We start from the raw sequence: 26,163 nt of genomic DNA on the forward strand, positions 1-26,163 counted from the left end.
GAAAAAATTTAGTGAATTTACCGATTATTAAATATTGCTGTAATGGTTTCAATACAGAAACCTGATTTTACTTTAGTCTAAGTAAGGAAAAAGATTTTAACAGTAAAGCTTGTGAAATCTAGTTTTTCATAAACTTTTTGATTGTTTCAGCGATAAGCTTAACGAAATCAACAATTGTGCTAATGATATCTCCAGCCATGTTCGCGCACCTCCTTAAAGTATAAATAAAATCAAGACTTTAATAGATTGTTGCTTCCTTAGCCATGTAAGCTGAGCGAAGAATACAATGACTAAGAATATCTGAATTTAACTTGATACAGCTTGTTTTGTAAATCATGCGGTAGACACGCTTTACAAAACCGCTTCACCTCAATCACTTAATGTGATTATGTCTATATTAGAACACGTTTCTTTGAATTTGTGTCATTCATTGCGTAACTTAACATTTTTTATGCTTAACTGTAGGAAAAAATATGTTAGTATTAAATATAATTCTTATTTTTAACAGTTAGGCAAAATTATTGAACAGTTAGGCAAAATTTCTATCAATTGAAACATTGTGTCTTATAATGTTATTAAGGAGGAAGGTCATGAAATTCATTGATAACGGCATCGAAAGATTAGCGCTTAAGCTACAGCAAAAACAAAATTTGAGTCATATCGAATTTTTAAAAGTACGCTTAGGCATGCAAGTAGTTGTCATTAATTTCTCTAAAGCTGTCGTTACTTATGGGCTCGCACTCCTTTTACACTTATTTTTATACACGCTAATTGTTCACATAAGTTTTCTTGTTTTACGATTTTATTCAAACGGTGCGCACGCAAAAAATTCAATACTTTGCCATATTCAAAACATTTTATTTTTTATTTTTGTACCATGGTTAATAGTGCGATATGACATTCCGTTTGTATATTTGTTATTATTGGTTATATTGGGATCATTCCTTGTTGTGAGATATGCTCCCGCAGCGACTAAGAAGAAACCGATTGCAAAGAAAAGAATTAAAGGGTTAAAAATTCGATCTTGTTTTGCAATGGGGCTACTCATCATCGCATCATTCATCGTTTCTGAACCGTATAACAAATTTATTTTGTATGGTGCCATATTACAATCTTTAACATTATTACCTATTTTTAAGTCTAAGGAGGAAACTTAACATGAAATTTTTCGATAGCATTCTTAACTTTATTGTTCATTTTTTCCAATCCATCGGTAACTTTGCGAAAATCCCTTTCAGCTTTGGATTTTTCGATGAACCTGAAATTCCTGAAGAATTATTAGAAGAAGAATAAAATAATTTTTAGAAAGCGTGTATAAAAATTGGAAATTGTTTTATCTACATTAACTGTGTTGTTTCAAACTTTTCTATTCGCCTCAATTACAGGCATGATTCAGAAATACAAATATACTTCTAGGGATTACTTCCTGATACTTGTCGGGATTGTAATCCCTGGACTTGTTCTATATTTTATTTTTGAACGCTATAGTCTTTTTTATTTCATCCTAGCCTTTTTTGTTTTTTACTACAAACGTGCGAAGGCGCTTGGGATTATTTCAGTATTGATTACAGTACTTATTTTGACCATAAGTAGTTTTTTTGGTGTGATTGTTTATACATACTTAATCAATCTTCATGTGAATGATTATGTCTCTATCGTTTTGTATACGTTATTCTTTGCGCTTTGTTGCTATTTCTTAGCATTTATCCTTGTATTCGTCCTGAATAAATTCAAACTCTCATGGTTACATTTAAATCGTTTATATTTAACACTTTTAATTTTAGCCTTAGCTGTGGGTGTCTACGTCTTTTTCTATTTAATGCCTAAGTCCGTCGACACCATGAATGAGTTTAAAACTTTAGGTGTTATTTATTTTATTTCCTTTTTAATCTTTGCATTGTTGATTATTGTAACCACTTTAACGATTGAACGTGAAATGAATTATCGACGAAAAAAACAAGAATTAGAAGATTATTACAAATATACATTACAAATAGAGAAGATTAACAATAAAATGCGGAAATTCCGTCATGATTATATTAACATCCTGTTGACCATGTCTGAGTACTTACGCGAAGATGACTTACCAGGATTGAAAAAATACTATCATGAACATATTAGTCCGCTTAAAAGTGACTTTGAATCACACTCGGTTAAACTCAATGGCGTTGAAAACTTAAAAGTTCGAGAAATTAAAGGTTTAATCACGACTAAAATTTTACAAGCTCAAGAAAAAAATATTGAAATCAGTGTGGAAGTCGCAGATGAAATTACTGAAATCCATATGGAATCTATTAATTTAAGCCGGGCATTAGGTATTATTTTAGACAACGCAATTGAAGCTTCTTATGCGATTGACAATCCAATGATACAAATCGCATTTATCAAAACGGACACGTCCGTGTTGATTGTGATCATGAACAAAGCACCGAAAGACATGCCCAAACTCCATACGTTAATGCAAGACGGATTTTCGACTAAAGGGAAAAATCGGGGTATTGGTTTAACCACTTTGAAAGAAATTATTGATCAAACTGAAAATGCATTCCTTGATACGACGATTGAAAATCATTATTTTGTGCAAAAATTGGAAATTATGAACGATGAGGAACAAGGGAGTGTGAATAATGAAAATTTTGATTTGTGAAGATGATCCAAAACAGCGTGAGCGTATGGTCTCTATCATTGAAAATTACATCATGATTGAAGAAAAACCTATGGAAATTGAAATCGTCACGGATGATCCGTATGCCATTTTGGAAACGTCTAAAAATATGACTGATGTGGGTTGTTATTTTTTAGATATTCAATTAGAGTCAGACATCAACGGGATTAAACTCGGTAGTGAGATTCGCAAGCACGACCCAATTGGAAATATCATCTTTGTCACGAGTCATAGTGAACTCACTTATCTCACTTTTGTTTACAAAGTGGCTGCAATGGATTTTATTTTTAAAGATGATCCAGATGAACTGAGAACACGGATTATTGACTGTCTAGAAACGGCTTTAAAACGGCTTGATTTGTTGACTAAAGATCATACTGTTGAGACGTTAGAATTAAAACGTGGGAGCAGCTCTGTTTACGTGAGCTATGATGACGTCATGTTTTTCGAATCCTCACCTAAATCTCATCGCTTAATTGCTCATTTGGATAATCGACAAATCGAGTTTTATGGCAATCTTAAAGAGCTTGCACAGTTAGATGATCGTTTCTTTAGATGTCACAACAGTTTTGTTTTAAACAGAAGAAATATTAGTAGCATAGACTCAAAAGAACGTATCGTCTATTTTAAAAATGATGAGTTTTGCTACGTCTCTGTAAGAAATATCAAAAAAATTTAAGCTGACTGTTCATCCTATTTCTTTAAAAATCAAGCACACGTTATACACCCCAAAAGTTGGATTCAAACCATCTTTTGGGGTGTATTTGACTTGGGACACAAATCATACATCATTCGTTCATCCCTATTCCATTTTTAGGCTCTTTCTAGATAGTGATTAACGTCTCATTACTCATTCACAGGTATCAAATCATATTTCGTCATTTTTAAATAAATTTGACCAGAGTCCGTCACAACTTTAATTTTATTTGAGCTGACCTGTGGGAAAATTCTAGCGGACAACACACTTTCTCCATCGTTACAAAATATCTCAATGCTTGATGTGTCTACAAAAATACGTAATCGCGTGAGCTCAGTGTTCAATTGTGCTTTCCTCATTGTCCCTTCAACGGGATAAGGTAACGCCCCACTATCAAAACGCTCAAGCGACAGCATTCGCGTTCCTGTTTCATATCGAATAATCGTTGCTTCTTCTCGCGATGCTCGCAATTGTAATTCAAACGCTGACGCTTCATTTTCAAGAATGTCAACAACAAGTTCGTATTGTACCCCTTCATACGGGTGTAATTGCTTAACAAATTTGTTTGCATAGCCAAGTGCGACTTCCTCATTTTGACGTAATTTTCTCAAATCCATATGTGGTTTTTGTTTTAGCCGATCATGCTCAATCGTTAAGATTCTAGGTAAGGTTAAACAATGTGCCCATCCCTCATCATCGGTAGGATAATTCGTATTGGGAAGTCCCATCCACGCCATCATCACACGACGTCCCACTTCATCACACATCGTTTGTGGTGCATAAAAATCAAACCCTTGATCCAATTCAATGAATGGACCATGCTCAAACACTAATGTTTCAAAGTTTAAATGTCCAATGATATAACCACTTAGATATTGATTTTGATATCTGTCATCTTTTGATGTGACGCCTCTCGGGCAAAATAAGAGAACATCTTTCCCATGTATTTGAAAATAATCGGGACATGCCCATACTACTCCAAAATGATCTAAGTTTGTTTTAATTTCACCTTTAAATTGCCAAGGCCCTTCTGGTTGAACAGCCTCGTATAATACGATACAACCGGTTTGATTATGACGCTGTGCCCCTATCATCGCATATAATTTGCCATCTTTTTCAAATACTTTAGGATCTCGAAATTGCTGTGTATAACCTGAAGGCGGTGTTGGAATGGCAGGAGGTAATATTTTCTGAACGGACCCATCCTCATTTACGCGTGCCACAATTTGACTCCTATAACCGTGCCACTCTGAATCACGATGCATTGCTGTATACATGTAATAGCATGTTTCATTAAATACAAATGCCGATCCACTGTTGACACCATGGCTATCATATTCATTGTCTGGACGCAATCCGATACCTTGGTCTTCAAGTTGCACGAGATTTTGACCTTTCAATAATCGCCAATATTTCAACCCATGTACCGCACCTAAAGGAAACCATTGATGTGCAATATAATAGTGATTGTTAAAAAAAATAAGCCCATTGGGATGATTTAATAATCCTGTTGGTGGCTGAATATGAAAAGTTTGTCGAAATGGAGATGCATTGACTTTGTCTGTTAATATTTGTATTTCTTGTTCACTTGCTGCTTCATATTTACGATAACGCTTTTCTCTACTCCATTGCTCCATATTGTACCTCCTTAATGTATTGGCCATCCTATACATCATTAATGACTTTCAAAAGTAGCGTCAACATCAAGCCGCTTACATATCACATTCGTTATCAAACCACACGCATGGCCTCATATCGATTTCAACGGCATGTGTCATTTGATCACTGATGTATCACTTAACATGGCTCAAAATGATCATTACGCTTTTGATTTCATGTCTTGCTTCGTCATCATCTGACTTCATATGTATAGATTCCTCTTTTAGTCTCACTCGCTATTTTATCATAAATTCACCCTTAAATTCTCAACAAATTCATTTCATATGACTTGCCATACAGACTTCATTTAAATAGGGTTCTGCAGATTTATCCAACTTATATGCATCACTCATTTTCCTAACTTATTCAACATGTCATCATCTCACAACAATCGTCTTGCCAATCTCACTGACAATAGAAAAAGCTAATTCCTACCCAATTTGATAGAAATTAGCGCTTTAAATCGATGTATTTAATAAGATGAAAAAGCATCTCACTCAAATATTACATGATTCAAATATGAAGACAAACGATGAGATTGAGCGTCATATAGACTACTATGACTTTATGGTACCGTAGTTCTTCATAAAAAAGAGTAATGATTGCAATTCAACCCCTAAATCTATCTGATGGACTTGAACATTTTGCGGGGCGTTCACGCGTTTTGGTGTAAAGTTAAGAATGCCTTTGATACCCGCTTCTACTAACTGATCTGTGACGGCTTGGGCTGCAGATTCTGGTGTAGCAATGATTATGACTTCTAAATCACCTGCTGCTACAGTTGCTTTAATTTCATCCATTGATTTGACCGTCACGTCTCCTACTGTCGTCCCTATAATCTCTTCGCTAATATCAAATGCCTCTGTAATTGTCATATCATCATGAATTGAGAAGTTATATGAAATTAAGGCCGTACCTAAATGCCCAACGCCAACAACACCAATTTTAATGACATCTGAATCACTGAGTTCTGATTTGAAAAAATCTAGTAAACTATCAATATTGTAGCCGTATCCTTTTTTACCTAACTCACCAAAATAAGAAAAATCTCGGCGAATGGTTGCTGAATCTATATTTAAGCCTTCACTAATTGCCTTTGAATTAACGCGATCTTCGCCTTTCGCTTTTAAAGTGTTCACAAATCGATAGTACAAAGGGAGACGTTTTAAAGTTGCTCTAGGAATTTTGTTCATTGATTTTCCCATAATGAAGTCCTCCGATAATCATTTCTAATACATGTGATGGTGTTCACACTTTATGCTCATTATTATAACTTAATTTAATACATATGAAAACTTTAACAGTTTGATAGCATGGGGGTTTATTGTACAATAAATAGGATGAAAGGAGTGTGCCTATGATTTTAATGCAATTAAGTCAGATTACAAAATCGTTTGATGGTGAAACAATTTTTGAAGGGGTTCATTTTGAAATAAAAACGGGTGAACGTATCGGCATTGTTGGTCGAAACGGGGCTGGAAAATCTACACTTATGAAAATTATCGCCGAAGTTGAACCCTATGACTCTGGCCATATTTCTAAAATAAAAGGTCTAAAAATAGGTTATCTAACACAGCAAATGACACTTAACACACAAAATAGCGTTTTAGAAGAAATGGCGCGCCCTTTTGAGGAAGTAAAAACAATTGGACAACGAATGCAAGACGAAGCGGATTGGCTTGCAGCACATGCAGATCACTATGAATCTGATGCGTATCAAGCCCATATCGCAAAATATGAGCAATTATCCAATCAATTTGAACAACAAGACGGCTACCAATATGAGAGCAAAATAAAAACCGTACTGAATGGACTCGGATTTAGTACAACAGATTATCATCGCCCAATACAAGATTTCAGTGGTGGTCAGAAAACACGTCTCGCACTTGCGCAGATGTTGTTGAGTGAGCCTGATATCCTTTTACTCGATGAACCGACCAACCATTTAGATATGGCAACGACCGAATGGCTTGAAGACTATTTAAAATATTTTAAAGGGGCCATTGTCATCATTTCCCACGACCGCTTCTTTTTAGATAAAATTGTCACACAAATATATGATGTTTCACTCGGTGAAGTGAAGCACTATGTTGGAAACTATGCTAAATTCATCACGTTACGCGATCAATACTATCAAAAACGACTCAGTGAATACGAACGTCAACAAGGGGAAATCAAACGACTTGAAACGTTTGTAGAGAAAAATATTACCCGTGCCTCGACCAGTGGCATGGCAAAAAGTCGCCGTAAAATGTTAGAAAGAATGGTGCGCATCGAAAAACCTATGCTCGATGCGAGAAGTGCGAACATTCAATTTGATTTCGACCGCAATACTGGAAACGACGTGATGCGCATTCAAGATTTAGTCATTGGTTATGATGCTGCCATAACGGCGCCTATTCATTTTGAGATCAACAAAGGCGATCATATCGGTGTGATTGGTCCTAACGGTATTGGAAAATCCACACTGATTAAAACATTAGCGCAACGATTGCGCCCTCTTTCCGGTCAAATTGTCGAAGGCGCAAATCTAAAAGTGGGTTACTATGATCAAAAACAAGCTGAATTTCGCTCCAATCAATCTCTTTTAGACTATGTTTGGAACCAATATCCACAAATGCCTGAAAAAGATATTCGCGGTGTACTGGGGCGCTTTCTCTTCACACAAAATGATGTTCTTAAAATCATTAACGATCTCTCCGGGGGTGAAAAGGCACGTTTGCAACTCGCCTTATTAATGCTTGAGCGTAATAATGTTTTAATTTTAGACGAACCGACCAACCATCTTGACATCGATTCGAAAGAAATGTTAGAACAAGCGCTTAAAAACTTTGCAGGGACATTGATTTTTGTGTCGCATGACCGTTACTTTATTAATCAATTAGCAAATCGTATTTTTGATTTAAACGCGCATGGCGGCCAACTGTACCTCGGCGATTATCAATATTATCTAGAAAAACTAGAACAACAAAAAGCCATCGCTGCATATGAAAAGCAGCATGAATCTGTAGCGCATAAATCGGAGCAATCCACTTCGCAACACTTATATCAAGATCAAAAAAAACTACAGCGTGAAAAACGAAAACTTGAACGACAAATTGAAAGCGAAGAACAAAAAATCACTGAGCTCGAAGCACGTTTGGAAGCAATTGATTATGAAATGACTGATGAAAAAGTCATGCACGACTATGAAAAAACACAAATGCTTGCTGAAGAACGCCTAACTATCGAACAATCTTTAGAACAAATCATGGCAAATTGGGAAAATTTACAATCTGAATTGGCTTTATATGAAGAAAAATCACAAGAACTGTAGTAGAATTTTCTACTACAGTGTTTTTATTATGCACTATCTATATACAAATCATCCACATATCAAATACAGTCATATCAACTATCCACAAAGTTATCCCCGATATCCACAAGCATATCCCCGTTCTAACATTGATTTATTCACATGATGCCACACTTTATCCACCATTAATCATCAAAGTTATACACACCTTCTTAACAACTTGTGCATAAGTACGCATGTTCCCTCTTGACATTTAACCCTTCCAATGGTTTTTCCCTACTTCTGAACTTATCCTTCTCTTCTATTTCCACATTTGAAACGTTCTGATTAAACCTTTGTAACAACAGCGATTGAACCCCAGTGATTCCATTCATTTTAAATTGATTGGTGATAGGTTCCCTGTTTAAATCTGTTTTTGAACTTTAATCATCATTTCGGCCTGAAGATAGCGCTAAAACAACGAAGCACATGCGCCTCGAAGCCGTTCTATCGACAGCCACGTGATACGCATGTGCTCACCATTTTATTCAATCTCTATACATTTCAATATCCATACTACTTAGACCGTTCATTGCCATATCTCCACGGATTCCTTTTAAATAAATTTCATAGGCAGCCGCACCAATCATTGCCGCATTATCCGTACAAAGTTGTGGTTCTGGAATGGCAAGTTCAATGCCTTTTTCTGCTGTTGCTATCTCTAGTGCCTGTCGTAACCCTTTATTACTTGCCACACCGCCAGCAACGATTAATTGTTTAACCTGATACGCCTCACATGCATGCATTGCTTTTCCAACGAGGACTTCGACCACACTATTTTGGAAACTGGTTGCAACATTTTCTGGGACAATCGTTTCACCTTTTTGTTTAGCCTGATGTAATTGATTGATGACCGCACTTTTCAATCCGCTGAAACTAAAATCATAACGTTCCCGTTCTAACCATACGCGTGGAAACGCATAGGTCTCTTCCCCTACTGCTGCAAGTCGATCTACCGCAGGGCCACCTGGATAGGGTAAACCAATTTTACGTGCAACTTTATCGTATGCTTCACCGACTGCATCGTCAAGGGTCTCACCGATTACTTCAAATTGCAAGTGGTCTTTCATATAAACAAGTTCCGTATGGCCACCTGAAACAATTAATGCAATAAGCGGAAACGTAAAGCCCTTCTGCAGTTGATTTGCGTAAATATGGCCAGCAATATGATGGACTGGAATTAAAGGTTTGTCATGTGCAAATGCCAACGCTTTCGCTGCATTGACACCGACTAAAAGTGCACCGATAAGTCCAGGGCCTTGTGTCACAGCAATCGCATCAATATCAGCCATGTTCTTTTGAGACTCGTGCAAAGCTTTCTCAATCATGATTGTCATATTTTCGACATGATGACGACTTGCGACTTCAGGAACGACACCCCCAAAACGTTGATGGCTCTCAATTTGACTTAATACACAATTGCTTAAAATCTTTGTTCCATTCTCAATGACACTGACGCTTGTCTCGTCACAACTCGTTTCAATCGCGAGAATCGTTATTTGCTTATTCATTTAAATTCACCCACATGACTAATGCATCCTCTCCATCACCATAATAATTTTTTCTTTTGCCACCAAATTGAAACCCTAGTTTTTGGTAGACATGTTGTGCCACGACATTATCAATCCGTACTTCTAAACTCATGATTGTTGCAACAGCTTTCGCAAAATTGAGCCCATGTTTCAGTAATAGTTGTCCTAATCCAAGGCCACGGTAAGATTCATCGACAGCAATCGTCGTGATTTGTGCCTGATCGACAACAATCCATATTCCTAAATAACCAATAATCTGTGCTTCAAATTCCAGTACAAAATAATGTGCAAAATGATTTTGTTCTAATTCGTAATAAAATGCATCTATCGTCCACGAACTTTGACTAAAGCTTTGTTGTTCAAGTTGGTAAACGGTCGGGACATCTTCAAGGACCATGCGTCTAATTCGAAGTTGATCGTCTATTGTTGTTGGTTTAACCAATTTTGTTCCGCCTCTGATAGTTTTAGATATTGTGGAATAAAAGTATGAACGTCCCGTGGTTCTCCCTTAAGTTGATACATTACGTCTGCACGAGGTGGCTGTGATACACATGTCAATGACGCAAGTTCTGATTCAAATTGAGTCACATCATGCCCGACAAAGATGACATGGTCTTCCGTCTGCCATTGTGCAATCAATGCTTCTAATGATAGATATTGATCCTCCATCACATTAACAAGTCGATCGGCTTGCCATTGATAAACACCTGCAAATACATGGTTTCGTCGCGCATCCATCACCGGAATAATATAACTGTGCGGTGAATGTATTTGAACGGCCAGCGCTTTTAGAGAAGAAACCCCATACAATCGAATACCTAATGTATAAGCCAATGTTTTAGCTGTGGTCACACCAATACGTAGCCCTGTATAAGAACCTGGTCCTTCTGCAACAATGACCTCGCTCAAGTCTTGTGGCTTGAGCTGAGCTTGTTTCATTAACCATTCAATCATCGGCATGAGTTGTACTGAATGATTGCGTTTTATCGTTGTCGTATAAGTGAGCAACACTTCACCGTCTTTCATGATAGCTACAGATAATGGTTGATTGGCACTATCAATCAGTAAACTGTACATGGTCAAGCACCTCCTTTATTTTCTCATAATGTAAACCGCTTGCTTCAAGCACAAGTTCTCTTTCTTCTTCATTAATCACTTGAATTGTAATTTTCAAGTATTGGTCTGGTAAATAGTCTTGAATAAATTGACTCCACTCGATCACTGTGACAGCATCATCATCAAAAAATTCATCAAAACCTAAGTCCTCATCAGAATGTTCTAATCGATAACAATCCATATGATGAAATTTAAGCGTGTCGCCGCGATAAGATTTAATAATATTAAAAGTCGGTGAACTGATATGACGCTTTACGCCTAACGCTCGACCGATAAACTGGCTTAATGTCGTTTTTCCTGCACCTAAATCTCCGTCTAACAATATGACGTTTTGTGCGGTAAGGTGCGTTGCAAGGACATTGGCGAATGCTTGCATCGCTGCTTTATTTTTTATTCTCATTCTATTCGCACTCCTGACTCGATTTTCTTATCTATTGTAACAAATTTTAAGTGATTTGACTTGACTCATTCTTATACTTCTATTATTTGTATAATGATTCTAACTCAATATACAAACTCGAAAATTTTTTCAGAAAACTCACTAATTTCTGTTGACTTCTTTTCAGTTATAAGGTAAATTAATGTCATGTAATTTTTAGATAATTCTTCCAATTCAAACATTAAGGATTATAATGAACTGATAAACGATAAACTGGAGACATGGCGATACCTATTCGTTCGTCTTCCGTTCACCATTCTAAGAAGAAAAGGAGCGTATTAATGATGAAAACCCATACAGTCGCAACGCATCAACAACAAAATCATATTATCATTTTATTATTACGCTTAGGACTGGAGCTTTAGTCGCAACATGACTAAAAGCTTAAGTCCTATTTCTGATTGAATGGGACTTAAAAGATACGTCCCGAATTCAATTTGGGGCGTATCTTTTTTATTTTCTGAAATTGAGGAGGCATTTGAGATGAGAAGTGACATGATTAAAAAAGGAGATCAACAAGCACCGGCAAGAAGTTTACTCCATGCAACCGGACAAATTCAATCACCTACCGATATGAATAAACCTTTTATAGCCATTTGTAATTCCTATATTGATATTGTCCCTGGACATGTACACCTTCGGGAATTAGGCGATATAGCGAAAGAAGCGATTCGAGAAGCGGGTGCAATTCCTTTTGAATTTAATACGATTGGCGTTGATGATGGCATTGCGATGGGACACATTGGCATGCGTTATTCGTTACCAAGCCGTGAGATTATTGCCGATGCGGCTGAGACAGTCATTAATGCGCACTGGTTTGATGGCGTCTTTTACATTCCTAACTGTGACAAAATTACACCCGGTATGATGTTAGCGGCAGTAAGAACAAATGTCCCCGCCATCTTTTGCTCTGGTGGTCCAATGAAAGCCGGTTTATCCTCTCAAGGTAAAGCACTCACCCTCTCTTCAATGTTTGAAGCAGTCGGCGCTTTTAAAGAAGGGGCCATCACAAAAGAAGCATTTCTTGAAATGGAACAAAATGCTTGTCCGACATGTGGCTCTTGTTCAGGCATGTTTACTGCTAATTCCATGAACTGTTTAATGGAAGTTTTAGGATTAGCACTTCCATACAATGGGACAGCACTGGCGGTCAGTGATCAACGTCGTGAAATGATTCGCGCTGCAGCAAAACAGTTAGTTGAAAATGTCAAAAATGATTTAAAACCGCGTGACATTATTACAAAAGAAGCAATCGATGACGCTTTTGCACTGGATATGGCTATGGGTGGCTCAACGAATACGGTTCTACATACTTTAGCCATTGCAAATGAAGCGGGCATTGATTACGATTTGACGCGTATTAATGAGATTGCTAAAAAAACACCATATTTGTCAAAAATCGCACCAAGCTCTTCTTATTCAATGGAGGATGTGCATCAAGCTGGCGGTGTACCTGCGATTATTAATGAACTGATGAAAAAAGATGGCGTGCTCCACCCAGATCGTATCACTGTAACTGGAAAAACCCTTCGTGAAAATAACCAAGGTAAAGAAATTACAAACGATACTGTGATTCGTCGCCTTCAAAATCCATACGATCACCAAGGCGGTCTCTCTATTCTATACGGAAACATCGCACCTGATGGCGCTGTCATCAAAGTCGGAGGCGTCGACCCAGAAATCAAACAATTTACAGGAAAAGCCATTTGTTTTGATAGTCATGATGAAGCTGTTGCAGCCATTGATAATCACACCGTACGCGCGGGACATGTTGTTGTTATTCGCTATGAAGGACCAAAAGGTGGACCGGGGATGCCAGAAATGTTAGCCCCTACTTCTTCAATTGTCGGACGTGGACTTGGAAAAGATGTTGCATTGATTACTGATGGACGATTCTCTGGCGCAACAAGAGGCATTGCAGTGGGGCACATTTCCCCTGAAGCTGCGGCAGGTGGACCAATTCGCCTAATTGAAGATGGTGACCGCATAACAATTGACTTAATCCATCGAGAGTTAACACTTCATGTCTCTGAGAGCGAACTTTCTGAACGACAAGCACATCAAAAAGCTTTTAAAGCTAAGGTGAAATCCGGTTATTTAGCACGCTATACGGCACTTGTAACAAGTGCAAATACTGGAGGCGTTATGCAAGTACCCGAAGATTTACTTTAATTAATGGAGGGATTAAAAATGACGCATACAAACCACACTGATGTCTCGAAACAAGAGACACTGCTTGACGCATCACTTCAGCCTGATCCACAACTTTTAAAATCAGGTGCTGAATTGTTAGTCGAAGCGTTTTTGGAAGAAGATGTCACCTATATTTTCGGTTATCCAGGTGGCGCAGTATTGCCCCTTTATGACACATTCTACAACGGGCAAATCAAACACATTCTTTGTCGACACGAACAAGGTGCAACCCATGCTGCAGAAGGTTATGCACGTGCCAGTGGTAAAACAGGTGTTGTCGTTGTCACTAGTGGTCCAGGTGCAACAAATGCAATAACAGGCATTGCGGATGCTTATAGCGATTCATTACCTCTCGTTGTCATCACGGGTCAAGTTGCCACTCCGGGTATCGGTAAAGATGCGTTTCAAGAGGCTGACATTTTATCGATGACCACACCCATTACTAAACATAATTATCAAATTAATGATATTAAGGAGATTCCACGTATTGTAAAAGAAGCGTTTCATGTCGCTAATTCTGGACGTAAAGGCCCTGTCGTGATTGACTTCCCTAAAGATATGGGCGTCTTAGCCACTGATACAACGAAAGATAATACAGTCAATACACCTGGCTACTTCATCAATACACATCCTGATGTTGATGAAGTTCAAAAGCTTAATCATTATTTACAAGTTTCAAAACGTCCTGTCATTTTAGCAGGCGCAGGGATTCATTTTTCACAATCTAATGATTTATTGCTCAAATGGGTAGAACAAAATCAAATCCCTGTCGTCACAACGTTACATGGGCTCGGGGCAATTCCATATCGACATCCCCTATTTTTAGGTATGGGAGGAATGCATGGATCTTATGCAAGTAACATGGCTTTAACTGAATGCGATTTATTAATCAACTTCGGCTCACGTTTTGACGATCGTCTGGCAAGTCATCCTGATGAATTTGCCCCAAATGCAACCATTGTTCATGTCGATATTGACCCATCTGAAATTGACAAAATTATTAAAACAGACCTCGGCATCGTCGCCGATGTTAAGAATGTCCTTACAGCATTGTTAAAATATGATCCACCTAAAGTGAAGCATCTAGAATGGCTCGAAACTGTGAAAGCTTATCAAGAAAAGCACCCTTTCAAATATGTAGAGGATGACACACAAACTTTTTGTAAACCACAACGTGCCATTGAATATATCGGTGAGATTACAAATGGAAAAGCATACATTGCCACTGATGTAGGACAACATCAAATGTGGGTGGCACAATTTTATCCTTTCGAAAAATACGGTCAGTTGATTACGAGTGGTGGTCTAGGGACGATGGGATTTGGAATTCCCGCTGCAATCGGTGCTCAATTTGCACACCCTAAAGCAACCGTCGTTGCATTTGTAGGTGATGGTGGTTTTCAAATGACGAACCAAGAAATGGCATTACTGAATGAATTCAATTTAAATATCAAAATTGTCCTTATCAATAATGGCACATTAGGCATGGTGAAACAATGGCAAGACAAGTTTTTCAATCAGCGATTCTCACATTCCGTATTTAATGATCAACCTGATTTTATGAAAATGAGTGAAGCTTATGGGGTTAAAGGGTTTTTAGTAGATCATCCTAAAAAGTTAGAGTCACAAATCGATGCGGCTTTTCTACATCAAGGTCCTGCCCTCATCGAAATTCGAATATCTCCTGTAGAAGCCGTATTGCCGATGGTACCTAGTGGTAAAGCGAATCATGAGATGGAGGGACTATTATGAGACGGACATTCAAGTTACGCGTTTTCGACAAAGCCGGAACACTCAATCGTTTAACCAGTTTATTTGTGAGACGCCAAATCAATATCATTAGTTTAAATGCTTCACCTACATTAGAAGAAGGCATTACTGAAATCACTTTCGTTGCTGAAGTGCCAGACAATGAAAAAAAGCGTACGATTACGCAACAACTGATTAAACAAGTGAACACATTAAGTGTTGAAGATATAACGAATATCAATACCTTTAATCGCGAGCTGTTACTCATAAAGTTAAAAAAGCCGATTGTTCAGGAGGATTTTCAAAAAATAATCCAACCTTATGATGCGCTGGTTTCAGTACTAAAAGAAAATGGGCAATACTTGTACTTACAAGCGACAGGTCCACAATATACTTTAAATCATCTTTTAGAAGATCTATCATCATTTCAAATCGAAGAAGTTTCACGCACTGGTTCAGCCGCAATTATTTGAATAATCAAAAAAACAATTTGGAGGAATTTTAAAATGACAAAAGTTTATTATGACCAATCTGTAGAAAAAGATGCATTAGAAGGAAAAAAAGTCGCTGTCGTAGGCTATGGCTCTCAAGGACATGCACACGCACAAAACCTAAAAGACAACGGCTATGATGTGATTATCGGAATCCGTCCGGGCAACTCATTTAATCAAGCTGAAAAAGATGGATTTGATGTGTTCCCAGTGGATGAAGCGGTTAAACAAGCCGACGTCATCATGGTTCTCTTACCTGATGAAATTCAAGGTACGGTTTATCAAAACGAAATTGCACCACATCTCGATGCAGGCAATGCACTCGCATTCGCACATGGGTTCAACATTCATTTCAATGTGATTCAACCTCCAGCTGATGTTGATGTATTTTTAGTGGCACCTAAAGGGCCAGGACACCTCGTTAGACGGACGTTTGTAGAAGGGTCAGCTGTCCCTGCTTTATTTGCTGTATACCAAGATGCGACGGGTGACGCACATCAACTCGCACTCAGTTATGCAAAAGGGATTGGAGCAACACGTGCCGGCGTATTAGAAACTTCATTTAAAGAAGAAACTGAAACGGATTTATTCGGTGAACAAGCAGTCCTTTGTGGGGGTGTCACTCGTCTGATTCAAAGTGGCTTTGAGGTGTTAGTAGAAGCAGGCTATCAACCTGAAATTGCTTATTTTGAAGTCTTACATGAGATGAAGTTAATCGTAGACCTTATGTATGAAGGTGGACTTGAAAACATGCGTTATTCTATTTCTAATACAGCTGAATTTGGTGACTATGTCTCAGGACCACGTGTAATTACAGACGAAACAAAAAACAATATGAAAGCCGTATTAAAAGATATTCAAGATGGGACATTCAGCAATCGATTTATTAAAGACAATGAAGCAGGATTCAAATCATTTAAAGAAATGCGTGAAGCACAACAAGGTCATCAAATCACAGAAGTTGGGAAATCTTTGCGTGATATGATGCCATTTATTAAATCAAAAAGCATTCAAAAGTAATTTTCTAAGGAGTGAATGAAATGTCTAGTCATATTCAAATTTTTGATACTACGTTAAGAGACGGCGAACAAACACCTGGCGTTAGCTTTTCTTTTGAAGAACGCTTAAAAATTGCAAAACAATTAGAAAAATGGGGCGTTGACGTGATTGAAGCAGGATTCCCTGCTTCAAGTCAAGGTAGTTTCGACTCTGTTCAAGCAATTGCACGGACGTTAAAGCATACGACAGTCACAGGTTTGGCACGTTGTTTAAAGTCTGATATTGATGCCGTATATGAGGCTACAAAAGAAGCGGTTTCCCCTTCCATTCATGTCTTTATTGCGACAAGTCCCATTCATTTAAAGTCAAAATTAAAAATGACAGAAGAGGAAGTACTAGAATCCATTACAACACACGTGCGCTATGCAAAATCACGGTTTCAAAACGTGCAATTTTCACCTGAAGATGCGACGAGAACCCCCCTCCCTTTCTTAATTAAAAGTGTGCAGGCTGCGGTGGATGCCGGCGCTTCGATCATCAATATACCGGATACAGTGGGCTATACGTATCCATCAGAATATGGCAACATTTTTAGAACTTTAACAACTGAAATTCACTCAGACGTTCCGATTACATTTAGTGCACATTGTCATGATGATCTAGGGTTAGCAGTTGCAAACAGTATGGCTGCGATTGAAAATGGTGCCACTCGCATTGAAGGAACTGTTAATGGTATTGGAGAACGTGCAGGCAATACTGCATTAGAAGAGGTCGCACTCGGTTTGTACGTTCGCCAAGATCATTATCCGCTTCAAACTAAAATTCAACTCGAACTCACGAAACAAACATCTGATATGATTGCACGTTATGCTGGTTTAAGAGTGCCGCGCAATAAAGCAATTGTAGGGAAAAATGCCTTCAGCCATGAATCTGGCATCCATCAAGATGGCTTTTTGAAAAATCCTGAAACCTATGAAATCATGACCCCTCAACTCGTAGGTGTGAAGAAAACTGAACTCCCACTTGGAAAATTGTCTGGAAAACATGCCTTCCAAGATAAACTAAAGCAATTGGGTTATGACATTGATTTAGAAGAACAAAAAGTACTGTTCAAAGCATTTAAAGCCATCGCTGATAAGAAGAAGCAAGTGACTGACCGCGATATTCATGCGCTTATTCAAGGTACGGAACACGATAAACATGTGAGTTATCAACTCGAAACGTTACAACTTCAATTTGTGTCGAATGGTTTGCAAAGTGCGGTAGTCGTCATTAAAGATAAAGCAGGCCATCGCTACCAAGATTCCTCCATTGGCACTGGCTCAATCGTCGCTATTTATAACGCAGTAGATCGCATTTTCCAAGTCGACACTGAGCTGTTAGACTATCGCATTGACGCCGTGACTGAAGGGTCTGACGCACAAGCAGAAGTTCACGTTCAAGTGCAAATCAACCAACGTACCTATGTCGGTATCGGATTTGATCATGATATTCTCTATGCTTCTTGTAAAGCCTATGTGGAAGCGGTGGGCAAAGCCGTTCAACAAGAAAGTAAAGGCGGTGAATCTGATGAGCTTTAAAATTGTTGCTTTACCCGGCGATGGTATCGGTCCTGAAATATTATCCGGAACATTAAGTTGTTTAACTGAACTCGCTCAAAAGTTTCAGTTCGATTATCGTGTTGAAAGTTATGACATCGGGGGCTGTGCAATTGACCACTACGGTCAGCCCCTCCCCGATACAACATTAAAAGCGTGTCAAAACGCAGATGCCATTTTACTTGGCGCAATTGGTGGACCTCAATGGCAAGATCCACAATGTCGACCGGAACAAGGCTTACTTAAATTACGGAAATCACTGAATTTATACGCGAATATTCGCCCTACACGTGTAACAGCGGATATGGCACATTTATCACCGTTGAAGCCGGAGATTGTCCAGCATACAGATTTGGTCATTGTTCGTGAACTGACAAGCGGAATTTATTTCGGAGAACCTCGTTTTTGTCATGAAACAGACGCACTTGATTCTCTCACTTACACAAAGGAAGAAATTGCGCGTCTCGCCCATGTCGGATTTAAATTGGCACAGTCACGTCGAAAAAAGGTGACTTCCGTCGACAAAGAAAACGTATTAGCGAGTAGTCAATTGTGGCGTCGTACAGTTAATGAAGTCGCTCAAAATTATCCTGATGTAGAAGTCGAGCATCTGCTCGTTGACGCATGTAGTATGCACTTAATCAAACGGCCAACCGATTTTGATGTTATTATTACTGAAAATTTATTCGGCGACATTTTAAGTGATGAAGCTTCCATGTTACCAGGTTCGCTCGGTCTATCCCCTTCTGCGAGTTTTAGTGATCAAGGCCCTAAACTTTATGAGCCCATTCACGGTTCTGCACCTGATATTGCTGGTCAAAATAAGGCGAATCCATTTGGCATGCTTTTATCACTTGCGATGTGTCTGCGGGAATCCGCAAATCAAGAAGAGATGGCACAAGTGATTGAAAGAACAGTGGATGCGTTAATCGCAAAAGGTATCACAACAGCAGATTTAGGTGGGCATTATCGTACACTTGACATTTTTAATCATTTCAAAGCTTTAATTAAGGAGGCATAACGGATGGGACAAACATTATTCGATAAAATATGGAACCAACATACCCTTACTGGACAGCAAGGTGAGCCTCAGCTATTATATATAGATTTGCATCTCATTCATGAAGTCACTTCACCTCAAGCTTTTGAAGGATTACGAATGCAAAACCGAACATTGAGACGACCTGACCTCACTTTTGCAACGTTGGATCATAATGTACCGACGATTGATATTTTTAACATTAAAGACGACATCGCCAACAAACAAATTCAAGCATTACAACAAAATTGTAAAGACTTCAATGTCACCCTCTTCGATATGGGCTCAGATGAACAAGGTATCGTTCATATGGTCGGTCCTGAAATGGGGTTAACACAACCAGGAAAAACAATTGTCTGTGGTGATTCTCATACTGCAACGCATGGGGCATTCGGAGCCATTGCATTTGGAATTGGGACAAGTGAAGTTGAACATGTTTTCGCAACACAAACGTTATGGCAAACAAAACCAAAAAATTTAAAAATTGAAGTGACCGGACAGCTTTCTAAAGGGGTCTATGCGAAGGACATTATACTCTATTTAATCAATCAATATGGAGTAGACTTTGGGACTGGCTATGCTTTGGAATTCACAGGCGAAACGATTGCACAATTATCAATGGAAGGTCGAATGACGATTTGTAATATGGCGATTGAAGCTGGTGCCAAATATGGATTAATTCGCCCTGATGAAACGACTTTTCGTTACCTTCAAGGTCGTCCATATGCGCAAGATATCACACAGAAAATAGCGCAATGGCGTGAACTATACAGCGATCCAGATGCACATTTTGATAAAGTGATTCATCTCGATGTCACAACTTTAGAACCACAAGTGACTTGGGGAACGAGTCCTGAGATGGGCGTAAGCTTTAATACACCATTTCCAGAAATTCAAAATAAAAATGATGAACGTGCGTATCGTTATATGGATTTAAAACCTGGACAACGTGCATCCGATATTCCGTTAGGTTATGTGTTTTTAGGTTCTTGTACAAATGCGCGTCTATCAGATTTAATCGAAGCCAGTCAAATTGTAAAAGGCCAACAAGTTCATGAAGCGATTACTGCTATTGTCGTTCCAGGCTCACGACAGGTGAAAAAAGAAGCCGAATTATTAGGTTTAGATGTCATATTTAAAGAGGCAGGTTTCGAATGGCGTGAACCGGGATGTAGCATGTGCCTTGGAATGAATCCTGACCAAGTCCCATCAGGTGTCCACTGTGCGTCAACAAGTAACCGTAACTTTGAAGGTCGCCAAGGGAAAGGCGCAAGAACCCACCTCGTATCTCCAGCAATGGCAGCGGCTGCCGCAATTCACGGACGCTTCATTGATGTCAGAAAGGAGGTTGAATGACAATGAAAATCCAACCTATTACACAATATACGGGAAAGACGGTATCCCTATTTCATGACAACATCGATACGGATCAAATTATTCCAAAAGTTCACTTAAAGCGAATTTCAAAAACGGGTTATGGTCCATTTTTATTTGATGAATGGCGTTATTTAGAAGATGGTTCGGACAATCCCGACTTTGTGTTAAACCAACCTCAATATCAAGGGGCATCCATCTTGATTACAGGAGATAATTTCGGTTGTGGTTCAAGTCGTGAACATGCGGCATGGGCATTAAAAGATTTTGGTTTTCAAGTGATCATTGCTGAAAGTTTTAGTGATATTTTTTATATGAATTGTACTAAAAATGCACTGTTGCCGATTCAACTTGACCGTCAAGTATGTGAAGCAATTGCACGCTATGATGAAATCACGATTGATTTACCACAACAAACGGTTCAAACGCCTGAGAAAACGTATGACTTTGAAATAGATAAAACATGGAAAGATAAATTTGTTCATGGGTTAGATGATATTGCCATTACATTGAAATATGAAGCGAAAATCAAAGCGTATGAACTTAAACATATTTAAGGAGTGGAACGTATGTCTGATTTAACGACACCAGTTCAAGTGCAAGATGTGGAGGACGCCTTTTTACGTCTCCATCATCTCGTAAAAGAAACACCATTAGAAAAGGATCATTATTTATCGTTGAAATACGATTGTAACGTGTATTTAAAACGAGAAGATTTACAATGGGTGCGTTCGTTTAAATTACGTGGCGCTTATAATGCCATCGCTGTATTATCCGAAGAAAAAAGAAACAAAGGCATTACATGTGCAAGCGCTGGAAACCATGCGCAAGGTGTCGCATTCACAGCGAAACATCTCAATTTACATGCCGTTATTTTTATGCCAGTGACGACGCCTAAACAAAAAATTAATCAAGTTCAGTTTTTTGGTGGAGATAATGTTGATATTCAATTACAAGGCGACACTTTTGATGACTGCCTCAAAGCTGCACTTCAATTTACCGAAGCTCAAAATATGACTTTTATTGATCCATTTGATAACGTCCATACCATTGCAGGACAAGGTACCCTTGCAAAGGAAATTATCGAAAGTGCAAACGCAGAACAGGTCGCTTTTGATTATGTATTTGGCGCTATCGGAGGCGGAGGTCTCATGTCTGGTGTTGCAACATATTTCGCAGCGCACTCCCCTTCCACTCAACTGATTGGTGTAGAACCTTTGGGCGCTAGCAGTATGTATCAATCCGTTAAAGCCGGTCATATTGTGACGTTAGAAAACATTGATAAATTTGTCGACGGTGCGTCTGTTGCACGTGTCGGTGAACTGACTTACAACATATGTCAGCGTATGCTTCACGACTATATACAGGTGGATGAAGGTGCCGTTTGTTCAACCATTTTAGATATGTATTCAAAACAAGCCATTGTTGCCGAGCCAGCTGGCGCATTGAGTGTCAGTGCATTAGAGCAATATCAAGATCAAATTAAAGGGAAAAATGTTGTTTGTATTGTATCAGGCGGCAATAATGACATCAACCGGATGAAAGAAATAGAAGAACGGTCGCTGCTTTATGAAGAAATGAAACATTATTTTATTCTAAACTTTCCACAACGTCCAGGGGCATTACGTCAATTTGTAAATGAAGTTCTCGGTCCACATGATGACATCACGAAATTTGAGTATTTAAAAAAGAGTTCTCAAAATACAGGTACAGTCATTATCGGCATTCAATTACAGAATAGAAACGATTTAAAGCAATTGATTAAACATGTCAATCAGTTTGATCCCAAAAACATCTATATTAACGAGAATAAAATGCTGTATTCCTTGTTGATATAAAAGAAACATGGACTTGGATACAATGTCCCATATTGAACACTTCAATATTATGATTAAAAGTGCTGTGAAGCAATGAATCGACATTCATTGCTTCACAGCACTTTTTTACCCTTTGTAGCAAAGTATGGCGTACCCACTGGAAATGTAATTTTATGGATCGCTTTGTATCAAAAAAAAGCTCCAAAGTAATAGTAAACCTGAACCATTACTTTGGAGCTTTCGATAACCTGGCACCGTCCTACTCTCGCGGAACGTAAGTCCGACTACCATCGGCGCTAAAGAGCTTAACTTCTGTGTTCGGCATGGGAACAGGTGTGACCTCTTTGCCATTGGCACCAGATTCATCATATTGAATGTGTATACATTCAAAACTAGATAGTAAGTATCGTATTTATCAATAAAACCTAATGAACATCATTTTGATTAAGTCTTCGATCGATTAGTATTCGTCAGCTCCACGTATCGCTACGCTTCCACATCGAACCTATTCACCTCATCATCTTTGAGGGATCTTATAACCGAAGTTGGGAAATCTCATCTCGAGGGGGCTTCATGCTTAGATGCTTTCAGCACTTATCCCGTCCATACATAGCTACCCAGCGATGCCGTTGGCACGACAACTGGTACACCAGAGGTATGTCCATCCCGGTCCTCTCGTACTAAGGACAGCGCCTCTCAAATTTCCTACGCCCACGACGGATAGGGACCGAACTGTCTCACGACGTTCTGAACCCAGCTCGCGTACCGCTTTAATGGGCGAACAGCCCAACCCTTGGGACCGACTACAGCCCCAGGATGCGATGAGCCGACATCGAGGTGCCAAACCTCCCCGTCGATGTGAACTCTTGGGGGAGATAAGCCTGTTATCCCCGGGGTAGCTTTTATCCGTTGAGCGATGGCCCTTCCATGCGGAACCACCGGATCACTAAGTCCGTCTTTCGACCCTGCTCGACTTGTAGGTCTCGCAGTCAAGCTCCCTTATGCCTTTACACTCTATGAATGATTTCCAACCATTCTGAGGGAACCTTTGAGCGCCTCCGTTACTCTTTAGGAGGCGACCGCCCCAGTCAAACTGCCCGCCTGACACTGTCTCCCAGCACGATAAGTGCTGCGGGTTAGAAATCCAATACAATGAGGGTAGTATCCCACCAACGCCTCCACGTAAGCTAGCGCTCACGTCTCTCAGGCTCCTACCTATCCTGTACAAACTGTACCGAATTTCAATATCAGGCTACAGTAAAGCTCCACGGGGTCTTTCCGTCCTGTCGCGGGTAACCGGCATCTTCACCGGTACTATGATTTCACCGAGTCTCTCGTTGAGACAGTGCCCAAATCGTTACGCCTTTCGTGCGGGTCGGAACTTACCCGACAAGGAATTTCGCTACCTTAGGACCGTTATAGTTACGGCCGCCGTTTACTGGGGCTTCGATTCGTAGCTTCGCAGATGCTAACCACTCCTCTTAACCTTCCAGCACCGGGCAGGCGTCAGCCCCTATACGTCACCTTACGGTTTAGCAGAGACCTGTGTTTTTGATAAACAGTCGCTTGGGCCTATTCACTGCGGCTCTTCAGAGCGTGAACCCCAAAGAGCACCCCTTCTCCCGAAGTTACGGGGTCATTTTGCCGAGTTCCTTAACGAGAGTTCGCTCGCTCACCTTAGAATTCTCATCTTGACTACCTGTGTCGGTTTGCGGTACGGGCACCCTGATTCTAGCTAGAGGCTTTTCTTGGCAGTGTGAAATCAACGACTCGAGGAACAAGTTCCTCTCCCCATCACAGCTCAATCTTAAGAGTGCCGGATTTGCCTAACACTCAATCTCACTGCTTAGACGTGCACTCCAACAGCACGCTTCGCCTATCCTACTGCGTCCCCCATCGCTTAAAGCGAATCATGGTGGTACAGGAATATCAACCTGTTATCCATCGCCTACGCCTTTCGGCCTCAGCTTAGGACCCGACTAACCCAGAGCGGACGAGCCTTCCTCTGGAAACCTTAGTCAATCGGTGGACGGGATTCTCACCCGTCTTTCGCTACTCACACCGGCATTCTCACTTCTAAGCGCTCCACATGTCCTTGCGATCATGCTTCGACGCCCTTAGAACGCTCTCCTACCATTGTCCAAAGGACAATCCACAGCTTCGGTAATATGTTTAGCCCCGGTACATTTTCGGCGCAGTGTCACTCGACTAGTGAGCTATTACGCACTCTTTAAATGATGGCTGCTTCTAAGCCAACATCCTAGTTGTCTGGGCAACGCCACATCCTTTTCCACTTAACATATATTTTGGGACCTTAGCTGGTGGTCTGGGCTGTTTCCCTTTCGAACATGGACCTTATCACCCACGTTCTGACTCCCAAGTTAAATTATTTGGCATTCGGAGTTTGTCTGAATTCGGTAACCCGAGAGGGGCCCCTCGTCCAAACAGTGCTCTACCTCCAATAATCATCACTTGAGGCTAGCCCTAAAGCTATTTCGGAGAGAACCAGCTATCTCCAAGTTCGATTGGAATTTCTCCGCTACCCTCAGTTCATCCGCTCACTTTTCAACGTAAGTCGGTTCGGTCCTCCATTCAGTGTTACCTGAACTTCAACCTGACCAAGGGTAGATCACCTGGTTTCGGGTCTACGACCAAATACTCATTCGCCCTATTCAGACTCGCTTTCGCTACGGCTCCACATTTTCTGCTTAACCTTGCATCAGATCGTAACTCGCCGGTTCATTCTACAAAAGGCACGCCATCACCCATTAACGGGCTCTGACTACTTGTAAGCACACGGTTTCAAGTTCTCTTTCACTCCCCTTCCGGGGTACTTTTCACCTTTCCCTCACGGTACTGGTTCACTATCGGTCACTAGAGAGTATTTAGCCTTAGGAGATGGTCCTCCCAGATTCCGACGGAATTTCACGTGCTCCGTCGTACTCAGGATCCACTCAAGAGAGAATTTGTTTTCGACTACAGGATTATTACCTTCTCTGATTAACCTTTCCAGGTTATTCGTCTAACAAATTCTTTTGTAACTCCGTATAGAGTGTCCTACAACCCCAACAAGCAAGCTTGTTGGTTTGGGCTCTTCCCGTTTCGCTCGCCGCTACTCAGGGAATCGATTTTTCTTTCTCTTCCTCCGGGTACTAAGATGTTTCAGTTCTCCGGGTCTGCCTTCTTGCATGCTATGTATTCACATGCAGATAACACGACATAACTCGTGCTGGGTTTCCCCATTCGGAAATCTCTGGATCAACGCTTACTTACAGCTCCCCAAAGCATATCGTCGTTAGTAACGTCCTTCATCGGCTTCTAGTGCCAAGGCATCCACCGTGCGCCCTTAATAACTTAATCTGTTATTAATTATGTGAGTCGTTTTTCAACGACTAGCGATTCATTTTTTGTTTCAAGCTTTTAAACGCTTGTCACTCGGTTTTGCTTGGTAAAATCAATAC

21 protein-coding genes and 2 rRNA genes are annotated in these 26,163 nt (G+C 39.8%); 14 read left to right on the forward strand and 9 right to left on the reverse strand.

Annotated features, from left to right (window positions below):
• Positions 1-118: 118 nt before the first annotated feature.
• Entirely contained in the window at positions 119-199 is an 81-nt protein-coding gene (locus B5P37_RS12315) for a delta-lysin family phenol-soluble modulin (protein WP_145951851.1), read from the reverse strand.
• A 391-nt stretch (positions 200-590) separates the two neighbouring features.
• Here B5P37_RS12315 and B5P37_RS02200 point away from each other — a divergent pair, with 391 nt between their 5' ends.
• From B5P37_RS02200 to agrA, 4 genes are read left to right on the forward strand one after another with little or no spacing between them, the layout of a single operon-like run.
• Entirely contained in the window at positions 591-1,157 is a 567-nt protein-coding gene (locus tag B5P37_RS02200) for an accessory gene regulator AgrB (protein ID WP_085236662.1), read from the forward strand.
• Position 1,158: 1 nt separating this feature from the next.
• Complete coding sequence (locus B5P37_RS02205) at positions 1,159-1,293, forward strand: AgrD family cyclic lactone autoinducer peptide (RefSeq protein ID WP_085236664.1); 135 nt, start codon at positions 1,159-1,161, stop codon at positions 1,291-1,293.
• A gap of 28 nt (positions 1,294-1,321) precedes the next feature.
• The gene (agrC, locus tag B5P37_RS02210; protein ID WP_085236666.1) at positions 1,322-2,647 is read left to right on the forward strand and encodes a quorum-sensing sensor histidine kinase AgrC; all 1,326 of its coding nucleotides are present in this window, start codon (positions 1,322-1,324) and stop codon (positions 2,645-2,647) included.
• The gene (agrA, locus tag B5P37_RS02215) at positions 2,628-3,344 is read left to right on the forward strand and encodes a quorum-sensing response regulator AgrA (protein WP_085236668.1); all 717 of its coding nucleotides are present in this window, start codon (positions 2,628-2,630) and stop codon (positions 3,342-3,344) included. The genes agrC and agrA overlap by 20 nt, the downstream gene beginning before the upstream one ends.
• Before the next feature lie 167 nt (positions 3,345-3,511).
• On the opposite strand, the gene B5P37_RS02220 is transcribed toward agrA, so the two are convergent.
• The gene (locus tag B5P37_RS02220; protein ID WP_085236670.1) at positions 3,512-4,999 is read right to left on the reverse strand and encodes a sucrose-6-phosphate hydrolase; all 1,488 of its coding nucleotides are present in this window, start codon (positions 4,997-4,999) and stop codon (positions 3,512-3,514) included.
• Between the two features lie 579 nt (positions 5,000-5,578).
• Complete coding sequence (locus tag B5P37_RS02225) at positions 5,579-6,226, reverse strand: redox-sensing transcriptional repressor Rex (RefSeq protein WP_085236672.1); 648 nt, start codon at positions 6,224-6,226, stop codon at positions 5,579-5,581.
• Between the two features lie 152 nt (positions 6,227-6,378).
• Between B5P37_RS02225 and B5P37_RS02230 the strand changes: the two genes are divergently transcribed.
• A complete protein-coding gene (locus B5P37_RS02230; RefSeq protein WP_085236674.1) occupies positions 6,379-8,337 on the forward strand; it encodes an ABC-F family ATP-binding cassette domain-containing protein in 1,959 nt (652 codons plus the stop codon).
• A 506-nt stretch (positions 8,338-8,843) separates the two neighbouring features.
• Here B5P37_RS02230 and tsaD read toward each other — a convergent pair.
• The 4 genes from tsaD to tsaE are packed head-to-tail and all read right to left on the reverse strand — an operon-like array spanning position 8,844 to position 11,403.
• Positions 8,844-9,866: a tRNA (adenosine(37)-N6)-threonylcarbamoyltransferase complex transferase subunit TsaD gene (tsaD, locus tag B5P37_RS02235; RefSeq protein WP_085236676.1), complete on the reverse strand. Its 1,023-nt coding sequence runs from the start codon at positions 9,864-9,866 to the stop codon at positions 8,844-8,846.
• Positions 9,859-10,284, reverse strand: a complete 426-nt coding sequence (gene rimI, locus B5P37_RS02240) for a ribosomal protein S18-alanine N-acetyltransferase (RefSeq protein WP_206168696.1) — start codon at positions 10,282-10,284, stop codon at positions 9,859-9,861. Before rimI ends, tsaD begins: the two co-directional genes overlap by 8 nt.
• A 23-nt stretch (positions 10,285-10,307) precedes the next feature.
• Positions 10,308-10,964, reverse strand: a complete 657-nt coding sequence (tsaB, locus tag B5P37_RS02245; RefSeq protein ID WP_085236680.1) for a tRNA (adenosine(37)-N6)-threonylcarbamoyltransferase complex dimerization subunit type 1 TsaB — start codon at positions 10,962-10,964, stop codon at positions 10,308-10,310.
• Positions 10,945-11,403 carry a tRNA (adenosine(37)-N6)-threonylcarbamoyltransferase complex ATPase subunit type 1 TsaE gene (tsaE, locus tag B5P37_RS02250; protein ID WP_085236683.1) on the reverse strand — a complete coding sequence of 153 codons (459 nt, stop codon included), beginning with the start codon at positions 11,401-11,403 and terminating at the stop codon, positions 10,945-10,947. The genes tsaB and tsaE overlap by 20 nt, the downstream gene beginning before the upstream one ends.
• A 522-nt stretch (positions 11,404-11,925) precedes the next feature.
• Here tsaE and ilvD point away from each other — a divergent pair.
• From ilvD to ilvA, 9 genes are read left to right on the forward strand one after another with little or no spacing between them, the layout of a single operon-like run.
• Complete coding sequence (gene ilvD / locus B5P37_RS02255; RefSeq protein ID WP_085236685.1) at positions 11,926-13,614, forward strand: dihydroxy-acid dehydratase; 1,689 nt, start codon at positions 11,926-11,928, stop codon at positions 13,612-13,614.
• Positions 13,615-13,632: 18 nt separating this feature from the next.
• Positions 13,633-15,387, forward strand: a complete 1,755-nt coding sequence (ilvB, locus tag B5P37_RS02260) for a biosynthetic-type acetolactate synthase large subunit (protein WP_085236688.1) — start codon at positions 13,633-13,635, stop codon at positions 15,385-15,387.
• Positions 15,384-15,857 carry an acetolactate synthase small subunit gene (ilvN, locus tag B5P37_RS02265; RefSeq protein WP_085236690.1) on the forward strand — a complete coding sequence of 158 codons (474 nt, stop codon included), beginning with the start codon at positions 15,384-15,386 and terminating at the stop codon, positions 15,855-15,857. The genes ilvB and ilvN overlap by 4 nt, the downstream gene beginning before the upstream one ends.
• 33 nt (positions 15,858-15,890) lie before the next feature.
• A complete protein-coding gene (gene ilvC / locus B5P37_RS02270; RefSeq protein ID WP_085236692.1) occupies positions 15,891-16,895 on the forward strand; it encodes a ketol-acid reductoisomerase in 1,005 nt (334 codons plus the stop codon).
• Between the two features lie 20 nt (positions 16,896-16,915).
• Positions 16,916-18,454 carry a 2-isopropylmalate synthase gene (locus B5P37_RS02275; RefSeq protein ID WP_085236694.1) on the forward strand — a complete coding sequence of 513 codons (1,539 nt, stop codon included), beginning with the start codon at positions 16,916-16,918 and terminating at the stop codon, positions 18,452-18,454.
• A complete protein-coding gene (gene leuB / locus B5P37_RS02280; protein WP_085236696.1) occupies positions 18,444-19,493 on the forward strand; it encodes a 3-isopropylmalate dehydrogenase in 1,050 nt (349 codons plus the stop codon). The genes B5P37_RS02275 and leuB overlap by 11 nt, the downstream gene beginning before the upstream one ends.
• A 3-nt stretch (positions 19,494-19,496) precedes the next feature.
• Positions 19,497-20,867 carry a 3-isopropylmalate dehydratase large subunit gene (leuC, locus tag B5P37_RS02285; protein ID WP_085236698.1) on the forward strand — a complete coding sequence of 457 codons (1,371 nt, stop codon included), beginning with the start codon at positions 19,497-19,499 and terminating at the stop codon, positions 20,865-20,867.
• 2 nt (positions 20,868-20,869) lie between these two features.
• Positions 20,870-21,442: a 3-isopropylmalate dehydratase small subunit gene (leuD, locus tag B5P37_RS02290; protein ID WP_085236700.1), complete on the forward strand. Its 573-nt coding sequence runs from the start codon at positions 20,870-20,872 to the stop codon at positions 21,440-21,442.
• Between the two features lie 12 nt (positions 21,443-21,454).
• Positions 21,455-22,723 carry a threonine ammonia-lyase IlvA gene (gene ilvA / locus B5P37_RS02295; RefSeq protein ID WP_085236702.1) on the forward strand — a complete coding sequence of 423 codons (1,269 nt, stop codon included), beginning with the start codon at positions 21,455-21,457 and terminating at the stop codon, positions 22,721-22,723.
• A 225-nt stretch (positions 22,724-22,948) separates the two neighbouring features.
• On the opposite strand, the gene rrf is transcribed toward ilvA, so the two are convergent.
• Positions 22,949-23,063, reverse strand: a 5S ribosomal RNA gene (gene rrf / locus B5P37_RS02300).
• A gap of 79 nt (positions 23,064-23,142) precedes the next feature.
• Positions 23,143-26,062: ribosomal RNA gene (locus tag B5P37_RS02305) — 23S ribosomal RNA — on the reverse strand.
• Positions 26,063-26,163: the final 101 nt, after the last annotated feature.

Source organism: Staphylococcus lutrae (assembly GCF_002101335.1).
GTDB lineage: Bacteria > Bacillota > Bacilli > Staphylococcales > Staphylococcaceae > Staphylococcus > Staphylococcus lutrae.

Bases quoted from the DNA above. Each gene is read 5' to 3' on its own strand.
- B5P37_RS02205 (WP_085236664.1), top strand. From the start codon at position 1,159: ATGAAATTTTTCGATAGCATTCTTAACTTTATTGTTCATTTTTTCCAA.
- ilvC (WP_085236692.1), top strand. From the start codon at position 15,891: ATGACAAAAGTTTATTATGACCAATCTGTAGAAAAAGATGCATTAGAA.
- ilvB (WP_085236688.1), top strand. From the start codon at position 13,633: ATGACGCATACAAACCACACTGATGTCTCGAAACAAGAGACACTGCTT.
- tsaB (WP_085236680.1), bottom strand. From the start codon at position 10,964: ATGTACAGTTTACTGATTGATAGTGCCAATCAACCATTATCTGTAGCT.
- tsaD (WP_085236676.1), bottom strand. From the start codon at position 9,866: ATGAATAAGCAAATAACGATTCTCGCGATTGAAACGAGTTGTGACGAG.
- B5P37_RS12315 (WP_145951851.1), bottom strand. From the start codon at position 199: ATGGCTGGAGATATCATTAGCACAATTGTTGATTTCGTTAAGCTTATC.
- B5P37_RS02225 (WP_085236672.1), bottom strand. From the start codon at position 6,226: ATGGGAAAATCAATGAACAAAATTCCTAGAGCAACTTTAAAACGTCTC.
- B5P37_RS02275 (WP_085236694.1), top strand. From the start codon at position 16,916: ATGTCTAGTCATATTCAAATTTTTGATACTACGTTAAGAGACGGCGAA.
- B5P37_RS02200 (WP_085236662.1), top strand. From the start codon at position 591: ATGAAATTCATTGATAACGGCATCGAAAGATTAGCGCTTAAGCTACAG.
- agrA (WP_085236668.1), top strand. From the start codon at position 2,628: ATGAAAATTTTGATTTGTGAAGATGATCCAAAACAGCGTGAGCGTATG.
- ilvN (WP_085236690.1), top strand. From the start codon at position 15,384: ATGAGACGGACATTCAAGTTACGCGTTTTCGACAAAGCCGGAACACTC.
- rimI (WP_206168696.1), bottom strand. From the start codon at position 10,284: ATGGTCCTTGAAGATGTCCCGACCGTTTACCAACTTGAACAACAAAGC.
- tsaE (WP_085236683.1), bottom strand. From the start codon at position 11,403: ATGAGAATAAAAAATAAAGCAGCGATGCAAGCATTCGCCAATGTCCTT.
- B5P37_RS02220 (WP_085236670.1), bottom strand. From the start codon at position 4,999: ATGGAGCAATGGAGTAGAGAAAAGCGTTATCGTAAATATGAAGCAGCA.
- ilvD (WP_085236685.1), top strand. From the start codon at position 11,926: ATGAGAAGTGACATGATTAAAAAAGGAGATCAACAAGCACCGGCAAGA.
- B5P37_RS02230 (WP_085236674.1), top strand. From the start codon at position 6,379: ATGATTTTAATGCAATTAAGTCAGATTACAAAATCGTTTGATGGTGAA.
- ilvA (WP_085236702.1), top strand. From the start codon at position 21,455: ATGTCTGATTTAACGACACCAGTTCAAGTGCAAGATGTGGAGGACGCC.
- leuC (WP_085236698.1), top strand. From the start codon at position 19,497: ATGGGACAAACATTATTCGATAAAATATGGAACCAACATACCCTTACT.
- leuB (WP_085236696.1), top strand. From the start codon at position 18,444: ATGAGCTTTAAAATTGTTGCTTTACCCGGCGATGGTATCGGTCCTGAA.
- leuD (WP_085236700.1), top strand. From the start codon at position 20,870: ATGAAAATCCAACCTATTACACAATATACGGGAAAGACGGTATCCCTA.